The sequence below is a fragment of the Nocardia sp. NPDC051030 genome, from assembly GCF_040683015.1.
In the GTDB taxonomy this organism is placed as follows: Bacteria; Actinomycetota; Actinomycetes; order Mycobacteriales; family Mycobacteriaceae; genus Nocardia.
Window position 1 is genome coordinate 254,738 of sequence record NZ_JBFBCD010000007.1, and the last position, 12,909, is coordinate 267,646.

At 66.6% G+C, this 12,909-nt stretch carries 17 protein-coding genes; 7 read left to right on the forward strand and 10 right to left on the reverse strand.

Annotated elements, in window-relative coordinates; translation table 11 throughout:
- Positions 1 to 56: 56 nt before the first annotated feature.
- The 3 genes from AB0N05_RS24825 to AB0N05_RS24835 all read right to left on the reverse strand — a co-directional run bounded on the left by AB0N05_RS24825 (position 57) and on the right by AB0N05_RS24835 (position 2,756).
- Positions 57 to 968 carry a LysR family transcriptional regulator gene (locus tag AB0N05_RS24825; RefSeq protein WP_364698223.1) on the reverse strand — a complete coding sequence of 304 codons (912 nt, stop codon included), beginning with the start codon at positions 966 to 968 and terminating at the stop codon, positions 57 to 59.
- Between the two features lie 208 nt (positions 969 to 1,176).
- Positions 1,177 to 2,037, reverse strand: a complete 861-nt coding sequence (locus AB0N05_RS24830; RefSeq protein WP_364698224.1) for a methyltransferase domain-containing protein — start codon at positions 2,035 to 2,037, stop codon at positions 1,177 to 1,179.
- 128 nt (positions 2,038 to 2,165) lie between these two features.
- Complete coding sequence (locus AB0N05_RS24835; RefSeq protein WP_364698225.1) at positions 2,166 to 2,756, reverse strand: XRE family transcriptional regulator; 591 nt, start codon at positions 2,754 to 2,756, stop codon at positions 2,166 to 2,168.
- Between the two features lie 95 nt (positions 2,757 to 2,851).
- Between AB0N05_RS24835 and AB0N05_RS24840 the strand changes: the two genes are divergently transcribed.
- The 3 genes from AB0N05_RS24840 (at position 2,852) to AB0N05_RS24850 (ending at position 6,201) form a co-directional block, all read left to right on the forward strand.
- Positions 2,852 to 3,865: an NAD(P)/FAD-dependent oxidoreductase gene (locus tag AB0N05_RS24840; protein WP_364698226.1), complete on the forward strand. Its 1,014-nt coding sequence runs from the start codon at positions 2,852 to 2,854 to the stop codon at positions 3,863 to 3,865.
- Positions 3,866 to 3,994: 129 nt separating this feature from the next.
- Positions 3,995 to 5,584, forward strand: coding sequence for an MFS transporter (locus AB0N05_RS24845; RefSeq protein WP_364698227.1), 1,590 nt, complete (start codon positions 3,995 to 3,997; stop codon positions 5,582 to 5,584).
- A 455-nt stretch (positions 5,585 to 6,039) separates the two neighbouring features.
- Complete coding sequence (locus tag AB0N05_RS24850; RefSeq protein WP_364698228.1) at positions 6,040 to 6,201, forward strand: hypothetical protein; 162 nt, start codon at positions 6,040 to 6,042, stop codon at positions 6,199 to 6,201.
- Positions 6,202 to 6,272: 71 nt separating this feature from the next.
- On the opposite strand, the gene AB0N05_RS24855 is transcribed toward AB0N05_RS24850, so the two are convergent.
- Positions 6,273 to 6,989, reverse strand: coding sequence for an MBL fold metallo-hydrolase (locus AB0N05_RS24855; protein ID WP_364698229.1), 717 nt, complete (start codon positions 6,987 to 6,989; stop codon positions 6,273 to 6,275).
- Between AB0N05_RS24855 and AB0N05_RS24860 the strand changes: the two genes are divergently transcribed.
- Positions 6,978 to 7,319, forward strand: a complete 342-nt coding sequence (locus AB0N05_RS24860; protein ID WP_364698230.1) for a hypothetical protein — start codon at positions 6,978 to 6,980, stop codon at positions 7,317 to 7,319. The genes AB0N05_RS24855 and AB0N05_RS24860 overlap by 12 nt on opposite strands.
- A complete protein-coding gene (locus AB0N05_RS24865) occupies positions 7,316 to 7,753 on the forward strand; it encodes an SRPBCC family protein (protein WP_364698231.1) in 438 nt (145 codons plus the stop codon). The genes AB0N05_RS24860 and AB0N05_RS24865 overlap by 4 nt, the downstream gene beginning before the upstream one ends.
- Positions 7,754 to 7,861: 108 nt before the next feature.
- Here the strand turns inward: AB0N05_RS24865 and AB0N05_RS24870 are convergent, their stop codons facing one another.
- Positions 7,862 to 8,701: a LysR family transcriptional regulator gene (locus tag AB0N05_RS24870; protein ID WP_364698232.1), complete on the reverse strand. Its 840-nt coding sequence runs from the start codon at positions 8,699 to 8,701 to the stop codon at positions 7,862 to 7,864.
- A gap of 105 nt (positions 8,702 to 8,806) precedes the next feature.
- On the opposite strand from AB0N05_RS24870, the gene AB0N05_RS24875 reads away from it, so the two are divergent.
- On the forward strand, positions 8,807 to 9,544 hold the full coding sequence (locus tag AB0N05_RS24875; protein WP_364698233.1) for an SDR family oxidoreductase: 738 nt from the start codon (positions 8,807 to 8,809) through the stop codon (positions 9,542 to 9,544).
- Positions 9,538 to 10,461, forward strand: coding sequence for an NADP-dependent oxidoreductase (locus AB0N05_RS24880; protein ID WP_364698406.1), 924 nt, complete (start codon positions 9,538 to 9,540; stop codon positions 10,459 to 10,461). Before AB0N05_RS24875 ends, AB0N05_RS24880 begins: the two co-directional genes overlap by 7 nt.
- A 49-nt stretch (positions 10,462 to 10,510) precedes the next feature.
- Here AB0N05_RS24880 and AB0N05_RS24885 read toward each other — a convergent pair whose 3' ends face one another.
- The 5 genes from AB0N05_RS24885 to AB0N05_RS24905 form a co-directional block, all read right to left on the reverse strand.
- Positions 10,511 to 10,750, reverse strand: coding sequence for a hypothetical protein (locus AB0N05_RS24885; protein ID WP_364698234.1), 240 nt, complete (start codon positions 10,748 to 10,750; stop codon positions 10,511 to 10,513).
- Between the two features lie 137 nt (positions 10,751 to 10,887).
- The gene (locus AB0N05_RS24890; RefSeq protein ID WP_364698235.1) at positions 10,888 to 11,559 is read right to left on the reverse strand and encodes a TetR family transcriptional regulator; all 672 of its coding nucleotides are present in this window, start codon (positions 11,557 to 11,559) and stop codon (positions 10,888 to 10,890) included.
- Positions 11,560 to 11,564: 5 nt separating this feature from the next.
- Positions 11,565 to 11,963, reverse strand: a complete 399-nt coding sequence (locus tag AB0N05_RS24895) for a hypothetical protein (RefSeq protein WP_364698236.1) — start codon at positions 11,961 to 11,963, stop codon at positions 11,565 to 11,567.
- Between the two features lie 140 nt (positions 11,964 to 12,103).
- Positions 12,104 to 12,268 carry a DUF664 domain-containing protein gene (locus AB0N05_RS24900; protein ID WP_364698237.1) on the reverse strand — a complete coding sequence of 55 codons (165 nt, stop codon included), beginning with the start codon at positions 12,266 to 12,268 and terminating at the stop codon, positions 12,104 to 12,106.
- On the reverse strand, positions 12,195 to 12,632 hold the full coding sequence (locus AB0N05_RS24905) for a DUF4442 domain-containing protein (RefSeq protein ID WP_364698407.1): 438 nt from the start codon (positions 12,630 to 12,632) through the stop codon (positions 12,195 to 12,197). Before AB0N05_RS24905 ends, AB0N05_RS24900 begins: the two co-directional genes overlap by 74 nt.
- Between the last annotated feature and the right edge of the window lie 277 nt (positions 12,633 to 12,909).

Below are 12,909 nucleotides of genomic sequence, written 5' to 3' on the forward strand. Positions count from 1 at the left end.
GGATCGCACCGGCGGTTACGCCGGTCTCGCCGAAAGGGTCCACCGGCCGTGGAGCCCTACTCGCCCGGGGCGGTGAACAGGTCCTGAAGGGTCCGCGTGGCAATGGTGCGCAGCCAAGTGTGGGCGGGGTCGTCGTCGTGACGCTGGTGCCAGAGCAGATAGAGGGGTACGGGCGGCAGGTCGAAGGGCAGCGGCAGCGTGGTCAGGCCCAGCTGGTCGCGGGCGGAGCGGGTGACCGCGTCGGGGAGGGTGACCACGACGTCGGCGTCACGGGCGAGCCGCAGCGCGGTGTCGGTCGCGGGGGCCGAGACGATGACACGGCGCTCGTGGCCGAGGGCGGCGATGAGCTCGTCGACCCGGTCGTGCAGGCTTCCGCGCCGGGAGACGGTCACGTGATCGGACGCCGCGTACCGCTCGACGGTCACCGGCCCTGCGGTGAGCGGATGACCCGCCCGGACAGCGAGGATGATCTTGTCCTGGCCGATGAGGCGGTGGCGGATGTCGGGCTGAGACGGCGGGTCGGCGCTCGAGGCCACGTCGACCTCCCCGCGACGCAGCTCAGGGGTGTCGTGGCCGGGCTCGACCGTGAGACGCATCCTCACCCCCGGAGCCTGGTGGTGCACCGCGGCGACGAGGGCGCTCCCACAGGCGGCGGTGAGGGCGTCGTGCAAGCGAATCGTGAACACCCGCTCCAAGGCCGCCAGGTCGAGCTCCGTACGGGCGGACAGCAACTGGTGAGCTTGCTGTACCAGGGCGTGGACCTCGGTGTGCATGGCCAGCGCGCGGGGGGTGGGCGTCATATGGCGTCCGGTGCGGACCAGGATCTGGTCGCCGGTGACCTTACGGATACGGCCCAGCGAGCGGCTCATCGCCGGCGCGGTGACGTGAAGCCGGGCCGCGGCCCCGGCCACGCTGCCCTCTTCCAGCAGCGCGTCCAGGGCGGTGAGCAGATTCAGATCCAGTTGCATGACGGTAACTGTACAAACGAAGGGCATGCACTCTCTGATAACGAGCTGGAGTTCCTTGGGCGCGGCCCAGATCTTCGTCCGCGAGACAACAGACGGAAGTGCAGGGCTACCTCTGGGTCCTGCCAATGTGCCTCGGCCGACGGTTGTTGGTCGTCTGGTGGATCACCGCCGGCGGCGGGCCCGCCCTGGCGGGAGGAACCGTCCGTGGTCAGTTCCGGCGGGCGGCCCAGACGGTGCGCTCGGTGCGTACCGTCAGGTCGTCGCGGCGCAGGATGCTGTGCGGGCTGCTGGTGTCGAGGAGCTGGTCGAGCGCGGTGAGGTCCTCGGGGGAGAGCCTGTCTGCGATGACGCTGCGGATGCGTTGTAGGACGCCGGTGGCGTAGCGGCCGATTGCTTCGCTGCGGGTGCCGTCGAGGTTCACGGCGATGGTGCGTTCGCCCTCGATGGTGAATCCGGCGGCGGTCAGCATCGGGCCCCAGTCGGCGCCGCGGTGGGGCATGTGTTCGGCTTGGCGGCGGTCGGCTGCGGCGTGGACGCGCTCTTCCAGGCCGGGCCGGTCCTCGGGGGCGTTTTCGGGCAGGAAGCGGGGATGGCCGGCCAGTTCGACAACGGCGAACAGGCCGCCCGGCACGAGCGCGTCGTACACGGCGCGGAGCGCGCGGTCGGGGTGGGCCATGTGGTGCATCGAGGCCGACGCCCAGACCAGGTCCGGTGAGCCGAGGTCGGGCCAAGCGGTTTCGTCGAGGTCGGCCTGCATGGTGCGTATGCGCTCCTGGACGCCGAGGGCGCATGCCTTGGTGCGCAGGCGCTGAAGGTGTTCGACGGATGCGTCGACGGCGGTGACGTGCGCGTCGGGGAAGCGGTCGAGGAGGGCGAAGGTGCCCGCGCCCGTACCGCAGCCCAGGTCCACGATGTGGCATGGGTCGGTCTGCAGCGGCAGCCATGCGGTGATCGAGGCGGTGTGCTCGGCGAGGACTTCGGCGTCCAGGTCGAGGATCTCCGCCTGGCCATCTATTGCGTGCTCGTGGTGGTGACCGTGCGAGGCGCCGTGATGGGGTGCGTGGTTCATGTTTTTCACACTAAGACGGATATGCCCCTGCCGCATAAAGTTTCCCTGGGTACGCAAGATGATGGTCGTGAGTGCTGCTCGACGCGCAAGAGGTCATCGGTGCGGAGATCTTCGCGCGGCCCGCGCGATCATTCGGGAGCGCCCTGAGCGTCGTCGCCGTTGTCGCTCTGGTGGCCACGGCGGGCGTCACGGTCGAAGATGCCCAGGATCTCGCACGGTCCGCCCTCGGCGCCGATCGCGTGCGGCATCATCGTGGGGAATTCGGCGGCCTGGTTGGTCTCGAGGCGGAAGCGGCGGTGGCCGAGCATGAGGGTCGCCGTGCCGGATAGGACGACTAGCCATTCACGTCCCGGGTGGGCGCGCATGCGGGCCGGGTTGTCGGGGGGCGGTTCGGTCATGCGCTGGCGCACCACGCTCATGCCGGGGTCGGCCTTGATGGTCCAGCGCATCCGGCCGTGAGTGCTGTCGATCGTCGGGCTGGTGACGACGTCGTCGGTGGCGGTCTCCACGAGCTGATCCAGGGTGGTGTCCAGGGCGCGGGCGAGGGTGAGCAGCTGGTCCAGTGCGAGGCGGCGCTGACCGTTCTCGATGCGGCTCAGCGAGGACTGGCTGAGGTGGGCGCGGGAGGCCAATTCCTCCAGGGACCAGCCCTGCGCTACCCGCAGGGCGCGGATGCGTTTGCGTACGAGGCTGTCCAAGTCTCCATCTTCTTGCGTCATGGGCAACATTGTATGCCTTCGCGGCAAGTCAGGCTTAGCGTCGTGTGTAGCTGGCCGCAACGTCTGGGGCCAGTGCACGAGAAAGGCAGGAGGCCATGGCTGTGACAACTTCTCCGTACGCGAGTGACGCACTGCTCGGTGGGACCGTCGACGCGGTGGTGATCGGTGGCGGCGCCGCGGGGCTCAATGGTGCGCTGATGCTCGCCCGCTCCCGCCGCTCGGTCGTCGTGATCGACAGCGGCTCCCCGCGCAACGCGCCAGCGGAGGCCATGCACGGCTTCATCGTTTTGGACGGCACACCGCCCCCCGAGATCCTGCGGCGGGGCCGGGAGCAGGTGCGCCAGTACGGAGGGCGCGTCGTCTTCGGCGAGGTGGCCGCGGCCGAGCCCGCCGCCCCGTCGACGGACGGGGATCTGCGGTTCACCATCACCCTGGCCGACGGCCGAAGCGTGACCGCGCGCCGGGTCCTGGTGGCCACCGGCCTCACAGATGTGCTGCCCGAGGTCCCCGGCCTCGCCGAGCACTGGGGCCACGGTGTGGTGCACTGCCCGTACTGCCACGGCTGGGAGGTGCGCGATGAGCCCATCGGCATCCTCGCCACCGGCCCGGCCTCCATCGGCCACGCCTTCCTGTTCCGACAGCTGACCGCGGACCTGACCTACTTCACCCAGGGCATCGACCTGGATGAGGACACCCGCGCCCGCTTCGCCGCCCGCAACATCCACATCGTCGACACCCCGGTGCGGGAGGTCGTCAACAACGAGGACGGCACCCTCGCCGGGTTGCGCCTGACCGACGGCCAGGTCGTGGCCCGCCGCGTGCTCGCGGTCGCCACCCGGATGGAAGCCCGCACCGAGGGCCTGGATGGTCTGAAGCTGCCGGTGGAGGACCTGCCCGACAACATGGGCCGCCGCGTCGCCTCCGGCATGGCAGGCACCACCGAGGTGCCGGGCGTGTGGGTGGCGGGCAACGCCACCGACCTCGCCGCCCAGGTCGGCGCCTCCGCGGCGGCCGGTGCCCTGGCCGGCGCCCACATCAACAGCATGCTGGCCACCGCGGACACCAACGCGGCCCTCGCCGCAACCCAGGGCGAAACTCCCGCCCTCTGACATCCGGCTCGGCACCAGGTCCCGCACACCCTCGATGCGTGCGACGGCCCGGGGCCCCGCCCATCCCCTTCGCCCAGCGACCGGCCCTGCTCCGGCGCTGACTCGGCATGCCCATTTCGAGAGGAATCCATGAGTACGAACCAATCCGTACAGGCCACGCAGGCCGGCGGGGGTGCCCCTGATGCGCGGCAGCTGCGCTCGATCCTGATCACCGTCTCGATCGCCCTGATGGCGGTGATCGCCTCGGTGACCGGGCTGAACGTCGCGCAGACCCACATGGCCGTGGAATTCGACGCTTCCCAGAGCACGGTCCTGTGGATCATCAACATCTACACCCTCGCCCTGGCCGCCCTGCTGCTGCCGCTCGGCGCCGTCGGCGACCGCCTGGGCCGCAAGCCCACGCTCCTCGCCGGACTGGGCGTCTTCGGCGTCGCCACCGTCGTCTCGGCCCTGGCCCCCACGGCAGAGGTGATGATTGCCGCACGCGTCGCCAGCGGTATCGGCGCCGCGATGATCATGCCGATCACTCTCGCCGTCATCACCTCTACCTTCCCCGACGAGCAGCGCGGCAAGGCGATCGGCGTATGGACCGGCGTCGCTGGCGGTGGCGGCATCCTGGGCATGTTCCTCTCCGCCCTCCTCGTTGACGTCGCCTCCTGGCGCTGGCTGTTCGCTTTGCCGGTGGCCCTGACCCTTGCGGCCCTGGCCATGACGGCGAAGTCGATTCCCAACTCCCGTGAGACCTCGGCCCACCGCTTCGACACCGTCGGCGCCCTTGTCTGCGTGATCGCCGTGACCGGCCTCATCTTCGTCCTGCAGGAAGGCCCCGAACGCGGCTGGACCGCGCCCGCGACACTGATCAGCCTGACCGTCGGCCTCGTCGCCGCCGTCGGCTTCGTGGCCTGGGAGCTGCACCGCCGCGACGCCGCGCTGCTGCAGGTGCGGCTGTTCCGGGAGCGCGGACTGTCGGGCGGCTCGCTCACTCTGCTGGTGGTCTTCGGTGTCCAGGCGGGCATCGGCGTGGTCCTCTTCCCGTTCTTCCAGGCCGTACTCGGCTGGTCGGGCCTGCTGTCCACGGTCGCGATGATGCCCATGGCCCTCGCGATGATGATGGCCTCCGGCCTGGCCCCCAAGCTGGCCGCGGGTATCGGCGCACGCTCGACCATGGTCGTTGGCATCGCACTGGCCTGCGCCGGCATGGCGCTCATGGCGCTGTTCGTCTCCGTCAGCGGCGGCTACATCTCCGTCCTGCCCGGCCTGCTCGCCATGGGCGTCGGTATGGGTCTGTCGATGACCCCGTCCACGGAGGTCATCACCGCCTCCCTGCCGCGCGAGAAACAAGGTGTCGCTTCCGCCCTCAACGACGTCACCCGCGAGTTCGGCACCGCACTCGGCGTCGCCCTGCTCGGCGCGCTCGTGTCCGCCGGCTACCGCAGCGCTATCGACGACAGGCTGCACGGTATCCCCCAGGGAGCCGCTGACACCGCCCGGGAAGGCGTCGCGAACGCCGTCGAAGCGGCGGCCAGCACCGGCCCGCACGCACAGGACCTGCTCCGCGCAGCCCACCAGTCCTTCGTCGACGGCTGGCAGCAGGCGATGTGGGCAGGCGCCGCCATCATGGGCGCCCTACTCGTCTACATCGCTCTCCTCGGCCCCAAGAACACCCCCGGCGCGGTCGCGGACGAGACAGACCCTGCTGAGGCCGTCACCGCTGGCTGACCGCACAAGAGCCGGGTGACAGCCGGAAGCAAAAGACAGAATCACCCCGCCCACTTGCCAACAACGCCCGTGGTCAATACATCTAGACAATTGCCTGCGTCAGTGAGCCATTCGAGCTCACAGCTCCAAAGACCCATGCGGTCAACATTGAGATGGCCGCCAACTGCCTGCAATTCGCCTGCTCGAAAACTTTCTCTCCCCGCAGGTGTCCGCGTTCGTCGAAACCCTGAACACGGTCATCGCCACGTCACACGCCATCGACAGAATCGCAAAAACCGTCTGCTGAACACGCACGAACTGCTCGCCCGCCTACAGCGAAACACCCGGCTTCGTTCAACCATCACACCCACACCGGTGGGGCGTCGATGTGGGGGCCAGGGACGCTACCCAGTACATGCTGGACAGGCACAGCTCCTCATTCCAGAGCGAAAATCCCCTGGTACTGGCTGGTAAGCGTGTCGGACACCGAGGTAACCGCCATCGAGACATACGCCCTCGACCACGGCGTAGGCCACTACCGACTCGCCCGAATCCTCAAGCCCGGCACCGCCCTCGCTGTCGACCTCCCGATCCGTATCCAACTCGACTGGGATCAACTCACCGATCTGGTGCTCTGACCAAGCCATCCACAGCCGCTATGCCCATAATGCCGAGCCGATCCAATGGGCCACGGCCCAGACACGGGCGATCAGGCGTCCAAGCGGGCCTGGTAGACCGTGGCTAGATTGCGCAGCGCGCTGGCACCGTCTCCGGTGAAGCTGGAGCCGTGCATGATCGCCAGCGTTGTGGGTGCCAAATCCGCCAGCCGGTGCAGAGTGGCGGGCACGGCGGGCCCTAACGAGGTGGCGTGGAACGCGTCCTCCGCGACGGCCGCCTGTTCGACCAGATTGGAATCGGTCAGGGCCGGGCCATTTCCCAGCTGGGTCATGAGGTCACCGCAGAACAGCACGCCGGTGGTCTCCTCGTACAGCACGCGCGCCTCCCAGTTGTGCGGCGCGTGCGGAGTATCCAGATGTCGTACTCGACGGTCACCGAGATCGATGACTTCACCGTCGGCCAGCCGACGCGGCAGCCGATCCGCCATATCGTCGATCGAGACGAGGCAGCCGAGCTCACCGTGGGCCACCTGCGCATGTGGTGCGGCAGCGAGGAAGAGGTTCATTGCTCCGCATTCGTCCGCTTCCACATGACCGAAGGTGATCCAGCGCAACCGCTCCACCGGCATGATCCGCGCGATTTCCGCGGAAACCAGCGGGAACAACGCACGCATACCGGCGTGGAACAACAACGGTTCCTCGGCATCGATGAGGAACTGATTGAAGGTGAAGCCGGTTGGCCCGATCTCGGGAACGAAGGTAGAGATGCGGTAGATATCTTCGGCGATCTCGTCGGTGTGGGTTTCCATGAGACCTCCCTACTTGCGCCGTCCCCGCCAATCTTCCTCGCCAACGCGACCCCACACACCGAATTCGCATGCCGCAGGGGCGATTTCTTCCTGGTTGACCTGCACACAAAGCGTCAGGCCAATATCGACAGCAAGGTCGTTGCCGAACGCATCTTCGCCGCCGGTGACGACGTGATCCAAATCGGCCGAACCGTCGGCAGCACCAAGAACGGCACGGCCTTCGACATCCCCGAAGTTCACATCTGGCATCTGCGTACCGGGCTCGTCGCCCGCTACGACGCCTACATCGATACGCCCGCAATGCTCGCCGCACTCGAGATGAACCGATGACCGCGCTGATCGCCGAAACTCGCATCGCTCGTCCGGCCGAACAGGTGTGGGAACTACTCGCCGACTACGGCAATGACCCACGATGGCGCCGGGGCGTGGCAACCATGGACCCGCGACCGGTCGGACTCGTCACCACCGGTACTCGCACCGCAGAGGAACTCCGGTTCGGCGGACGCACCTACCACAACGACGGTGAAGTCATAGCCGTCGATCCGGGTGCGAGATTCACCTGGCGCACAACGAGCGGCGTCGCCGCAACCGGCTCCCGCGCGGTGACACCGACCGCCGCCGGAGACTGCATCGTCCGGCTCGAGACCCGGCTACAGCCTCGCGGCAGCGAGCGCATCGTGGTGCTACTACTGGGATGGCTATTGCGCCACAACCTGATTCGAGATCTGGAGCGATTGCGAGAGCTGGCCGAATCAGCGAAGTAGGGTGGGGCGAATCGGGTTAGTGGTGGACGGCCACTGCCGCACGCCGGTACGAAAACTCAGGTTGGGCGCCTACCCTCACCGCGGTCGCTCAGCAGAACCGCTTGTCGGTTAGAGGCGGGTCGCGGTGTGGACGAGGTCGGCGACGGCTTTGGATCTGCTGTGTGGTGGCCACGCGATGACGGTCGTGACGGGCGGTGCGTCTGGCACGGGCACGACGGCGTGATCGTCGCGTAGCTGGGTTCGCAGCGACTCGGGCACGATCGCGCAGGCCAGGCCGAGGGCGATCAGTTGGAGTAGTTGGGTGTGGTCGCGCACCTGTGGGCCGGGGCCGTCCGGGTAGCTGCCATCTCGTCCGGGCCAGCGCGGCAGGGGCAGGTTCGTCAGGGTGTGGACCTCAGCTAACGGCAGATGCGCCCGGGTGGCGAGGGGATGGCCCGCGGGCAGGACCACGACCTGCTGTTCGGTGTGCAGGTCCTCGGTGTCGAATCCGGCTGTCGTGTCGTATGGGCGATGGAGCAGGGCAACGTCGGCACGTCCGTTGCGCAGCAGGGCTTCCGGTTCGCCGGGCCCGCACAGCATCACCTCGACTGCGACAGCGCCCGGTTCGGCGGCGTAGGCATCCAGCAGTTTCGACAACAGTTCCCTGGATGCTCCGGCCTTGGTGGCCAGCACCACACCGGGCCGGTCGGCCGCGGCGCGGCGGGTTCGTTGTTCGGCGGCTTCGACCGCGTCGAGTGCGGTCCGGGCCTCTCGCAGCAGCACTGTCCCGGCCTCGGTCAAAGTGATCGCGCGAGAGGTGCGGTGTAGCAGGACGACTCCGAGTCGCCGTTCGAGTTGCTGGATGGCTCGCGATAGTGGCGGTTGCGCGATCGAAAGCCGTTGTGCCGCACGCCCGAAGTGCAATTCCTCGGCGACGGCGACGAAATATCGCATCTCTCGCGTCTCCATCAGGTCATGGTATCCGGCGATGACCACGACCAATACCCGTGCGGTATTGCCGCCCACCCGATCGGTCTTGGACGCGGCAACCGCAACCGCCGCAGGATCAGCGGTGTGAGTGAACGAACGATTGCGCTGGTGACCGGCGCGAACAAGGGAATCGGATACGAGATCGCGGCTGGCCTGGGCGCGCTCGGCTGGCGAATCGGGGTGGGCGCGCGTGATCGGCAACGCCGCGACGACGCGGTGGAGAAGCTGTGCGCGGCCGGGGCCGACGCGTTCGGTGTGCCGCTCGACGTGACCGACGACGCGAGTGTGGCCGCTGCGGCCGGTTTTATCGCCGACCACGCCGGAGGTCTGGACGTCTTGGTCAATAACGCGGCGATCGTCGGTGATCATCCGCAGACACCCACCACGGTAGATCCCGCGACTCTGCGGAATGTCGTGGAAACCAACGTGATCGGTGTCATCCGGGTCACCAACGCGATGCTGCCGATGCTGCGCGATTCCGCATCTCCGCGGATCGTGAACATGTCCAGTAGCGTCGGTTCGCTCACCCTGCAAACCACGCCCGGTCTGCCCAGTACGGAGATCGGTTCGTTCGCCATCACCGCGTACATGGCATCGAAGACGTTTCTCAACGCCGTCACGATCCAATACGTCAAAGAGTTGAGCGACACCAATATCTTGATCAACAGCGGTTGCCCTGGTTTCACCGCCACCGACCTGAACGGTTTTCGCGGCGTCCGTACACCGCAACAGGGTGCGGCCATCGCGATTCGCCTCGCGACCCTGCCAGACGACGGCCCGACCGGCGGATTCTTCGACGACGCCGGAACGGTGCCCTGGTGAAGGCAGTCAGATACGACGAGTTCGGCGGAATCGAGGTCTTGCGAGTCGACGAGATCGACCACCCTGTGCCGGGGAACGAGCAGGTCCTCGTGCGGGTCAAGGCGGCAGGCATCAACCCCGGTGAGGCAGCCATTCGAACGGGTGCGATGGCTGACATCTTTCCCTCGACCTTTCCGTCCGGGCAGGGCAGCGATCTCGCCGGGGTTGTGGCGGAAGTCGGCGTCGGAGTCGAGCGATTCTCGGTCGGCGACGAGGTGATCGGGTTCTCCGAGAAGCGAGCCGCACAAGCCGAATTGGTCCTGGTCGACGTCGAGAACCTCACACCCAAACCGAACGACGTCCCTTGGGAGGTGGCTGGCGGCCTCTACGTCGCCGGGGTAACTGCCTGGGGCGCAGTACATTCCGCGCAACTCGACAAAGGGGAAACCGTTGTCGTCTCCGCCGCGGCCGGAGGAGTCGGCTCGCTCGCCGTTCAGCTCGCGCGCCGTGCCGGGGCCACGGTCATCGGCCTGGCGAGCGAGCACAACCACGAGTGGCTGCAACGCCACGGCGTGATCCCGGTCGTCTACGGTGACGGCGTCATCGACCGGCTCGAGGCCGCCGCACCGGGCGGCATCGATGCCTTCATCGACACCCACGGCGGCGGGTACGTCGAACTGGCCCTTGCTCTAGGCGTCGCCGTCGAGCGGATCGACACGATCGCCGATTTCGCAGCGGCCGCGAAGTACGGAGTCAAGACCGAACCCGGAACCACCGCCCGGCCGGGCGGTGAGGTACTCGCCGAATTGGCCGCCCTGATCGCCGAGGGACACCTCGAAGTCCCGATCGCGAACGTCTACCCGTTGACACAGGTCCGCCAGGCCTACACCGAACTCGAACGCCGACACACCCACGGCAAGATCGTGCTCGAGCCCTAACCTGCACCGACACAATGCAATCCGCCCCCGGTAGGCAGTCGGCGATCGGTTATTCGCCCGTGACGGCCAGGAAGCCGAAGCGGTTGACACTCGCGTGATGCATTCCATCCACGCTCGTGATGACCACCTCGGCCGGGTTCGTCAGGGCGATGCAGCAGTAGTTACCGCCATCTCGCTGAACGCTGATCGACATCAACCGTTGGCTATTGGCCTGCTGCCACTCGTCCATGCAGGCGTACAGCCCTCGCATCGAAGGATGCTCGAAATAGACAAGATTGCGCTTGTTCATATCCGACATCCGTGGCAAATACCCGTGTTGTCCGGTACGAAAACCCAGGTTGGGCGCGTCGAGTCTTCGACACGCCCAACCTGTGCGTAATGCCGTTCGGCGGTGGGCCCGATGCCTTGCGTCGGCGGTGCGGCCGATCAGTTGCTGAACTCCTGGATGAGATCCAGGGCCGGGTAGAGGACGGGGCGCAGTGGACGGAGTCTCGAGAGTGCCACGATGCGTTCGACGAGTGGGGCGGTTCGGCGGATCAGCAGTCGGGTGCGTTCCTGGTCGGGGCTGCGGTCGTGGACCCAGAAAAGGACGATGCCCATGTGAGCCAGCCACAGCAGATTCGGTAGCTCGGCCATCAGCCGCTTGTCACCCTTGACATCGGTGCCGATGACCAGGTCGCTCATGATGGTGGTGGATGCCTGTCGGGCGGGGCGGCTTTCGTCGCTGAACGGGCTGAGCGGGCTGGTGGGTTCGGCGGCGATGGCGAAGAACTTGCCGCCGAACTCGTGGTAGGGCGCGGCTACGTCGACGAAGGCCATTTCCATCGTCTGCCATCGGGCGGCGAGGGAGTCGCTGCGGGGGGCCAGCTCGACCTGCTGCTGATGCAGGGCTTGGATGTGTTCGTAGAAACCCTGGACCAGCTGTTCCTTGGATGCGAAGTAGTAGTACGCGTTGCCGACGCTGACACCGGCTTCGCCCGCGATCGCGCGCATGGTGGTCTTCGTAAAGCCGTTCTGCTCGAACAAGCGCAGGGCGGCGTCGATGATCTGCCGGCGAGTTTCCTCACCGCGCGCGGTCGTGGGCTCGGGGCGGGGCATGCGGCTCAGGCTAGTAGGGCAGCGTCGACCGAAGTCGGCGGGACAGCAGCCTGCTGCTCCCAATGCCTGTTGCGGCGGATCTTGTTCAGGGCGATCAGGTTTGCGAAGTGCATGCCGCCCAATACAAGCAGAACCATGCCAAGTTTCCTGGCAAGTTCCTCGATCGCGACGCGCCCATCGATGACCGGGACGCTGATACGCAAGGCCAGCGCCACGAACCCCGCGTTGACGAGCCAGAACCCAATAACCAGCAGATGATTCACAGCTTCGGCGAGGTCCTGGTCTCCATTCATCACATCGACCAGAAACCGCGCGCCATGGCGATGCAGGACCCGCGCCACCCAGAATGTGACCGCCAAACTGATGATCGTATAGGCCGCGTAAGTGACGACGACAAGATTCATTATCCCAGCTCCCTGCAGATTTGAACGTGTTCAACTGCGAGGCTAGGCCATCTCTTGAACATGTTCAAGTATGAGTGTCACAACATGGCAGCGGGCGTCACGGCAGCGGTTGATGAGGACCAGGTGTTTGGTGTGCGGGCTTATGCGCCGGTCTGGCCGTCGATTCGTTCTCGGAGAAGGTCAGCGTGGCCGTTGTGGCGGGCGTATTCCTGGATCAGTGGGTTCGGAGGATCAGGAGTGGGTTGCCGGGGCCGGTTGCGTCTTTCTGACGTAGAGCTGCTGGCGGGCACGGGCGACCAGGGCACCGGTCGCGTCGACGATCTGCGTCTCGTGCTCGGTGATCGACTTCGCGCCGTTGGCGGTGGTTTGGCGGATGTCGTCTACGAGGTTGTGGGGCATCAGCATTGTGGAGCGGACGGTGCCGCGGCCGGGGGCGATGAACTCGATCTCGGCGGTTGTGTTCCAGATCCGATAGCCCTGGCCTAGTTGACCGTTGGCCATCATGCCGAAGAAGGGGTCGGTCATCGCGAATAGGGACCAACCTGGTGCGGCGCCATTGTGGTTGGAATTCCAGCGGCGCACGCGCAGGCTTATTTCCGCGGACGTCCAGTCCTCGGCGAATCGCTCGACGCGTACGCCGAGGAACAGGAGAGACGGAGCAAGATTCATCACCGTTCGCAGCCTGCGTGGTGTCAGGAGAGATGCCGGGAGAGTCCGTCGTTCGAATCCCCCTGGTTTGAAACGCATTTCACCACATTACCTACCGGTCAGTTCAGCGCCCGGGGACAGTCCCCGCGGAACAACCAGATACAGGCCACGCCTTCCCTGCCGGTGCCGCATGGAGCGGTGGCCGCGACGCAGCTGGCGACGGCGCACCACAGAAACTTTCCAGCAATCTGTTTGGTCCGCACTTCGGTCCCCAGTTTTAGGGGTTCATTCGAAACAC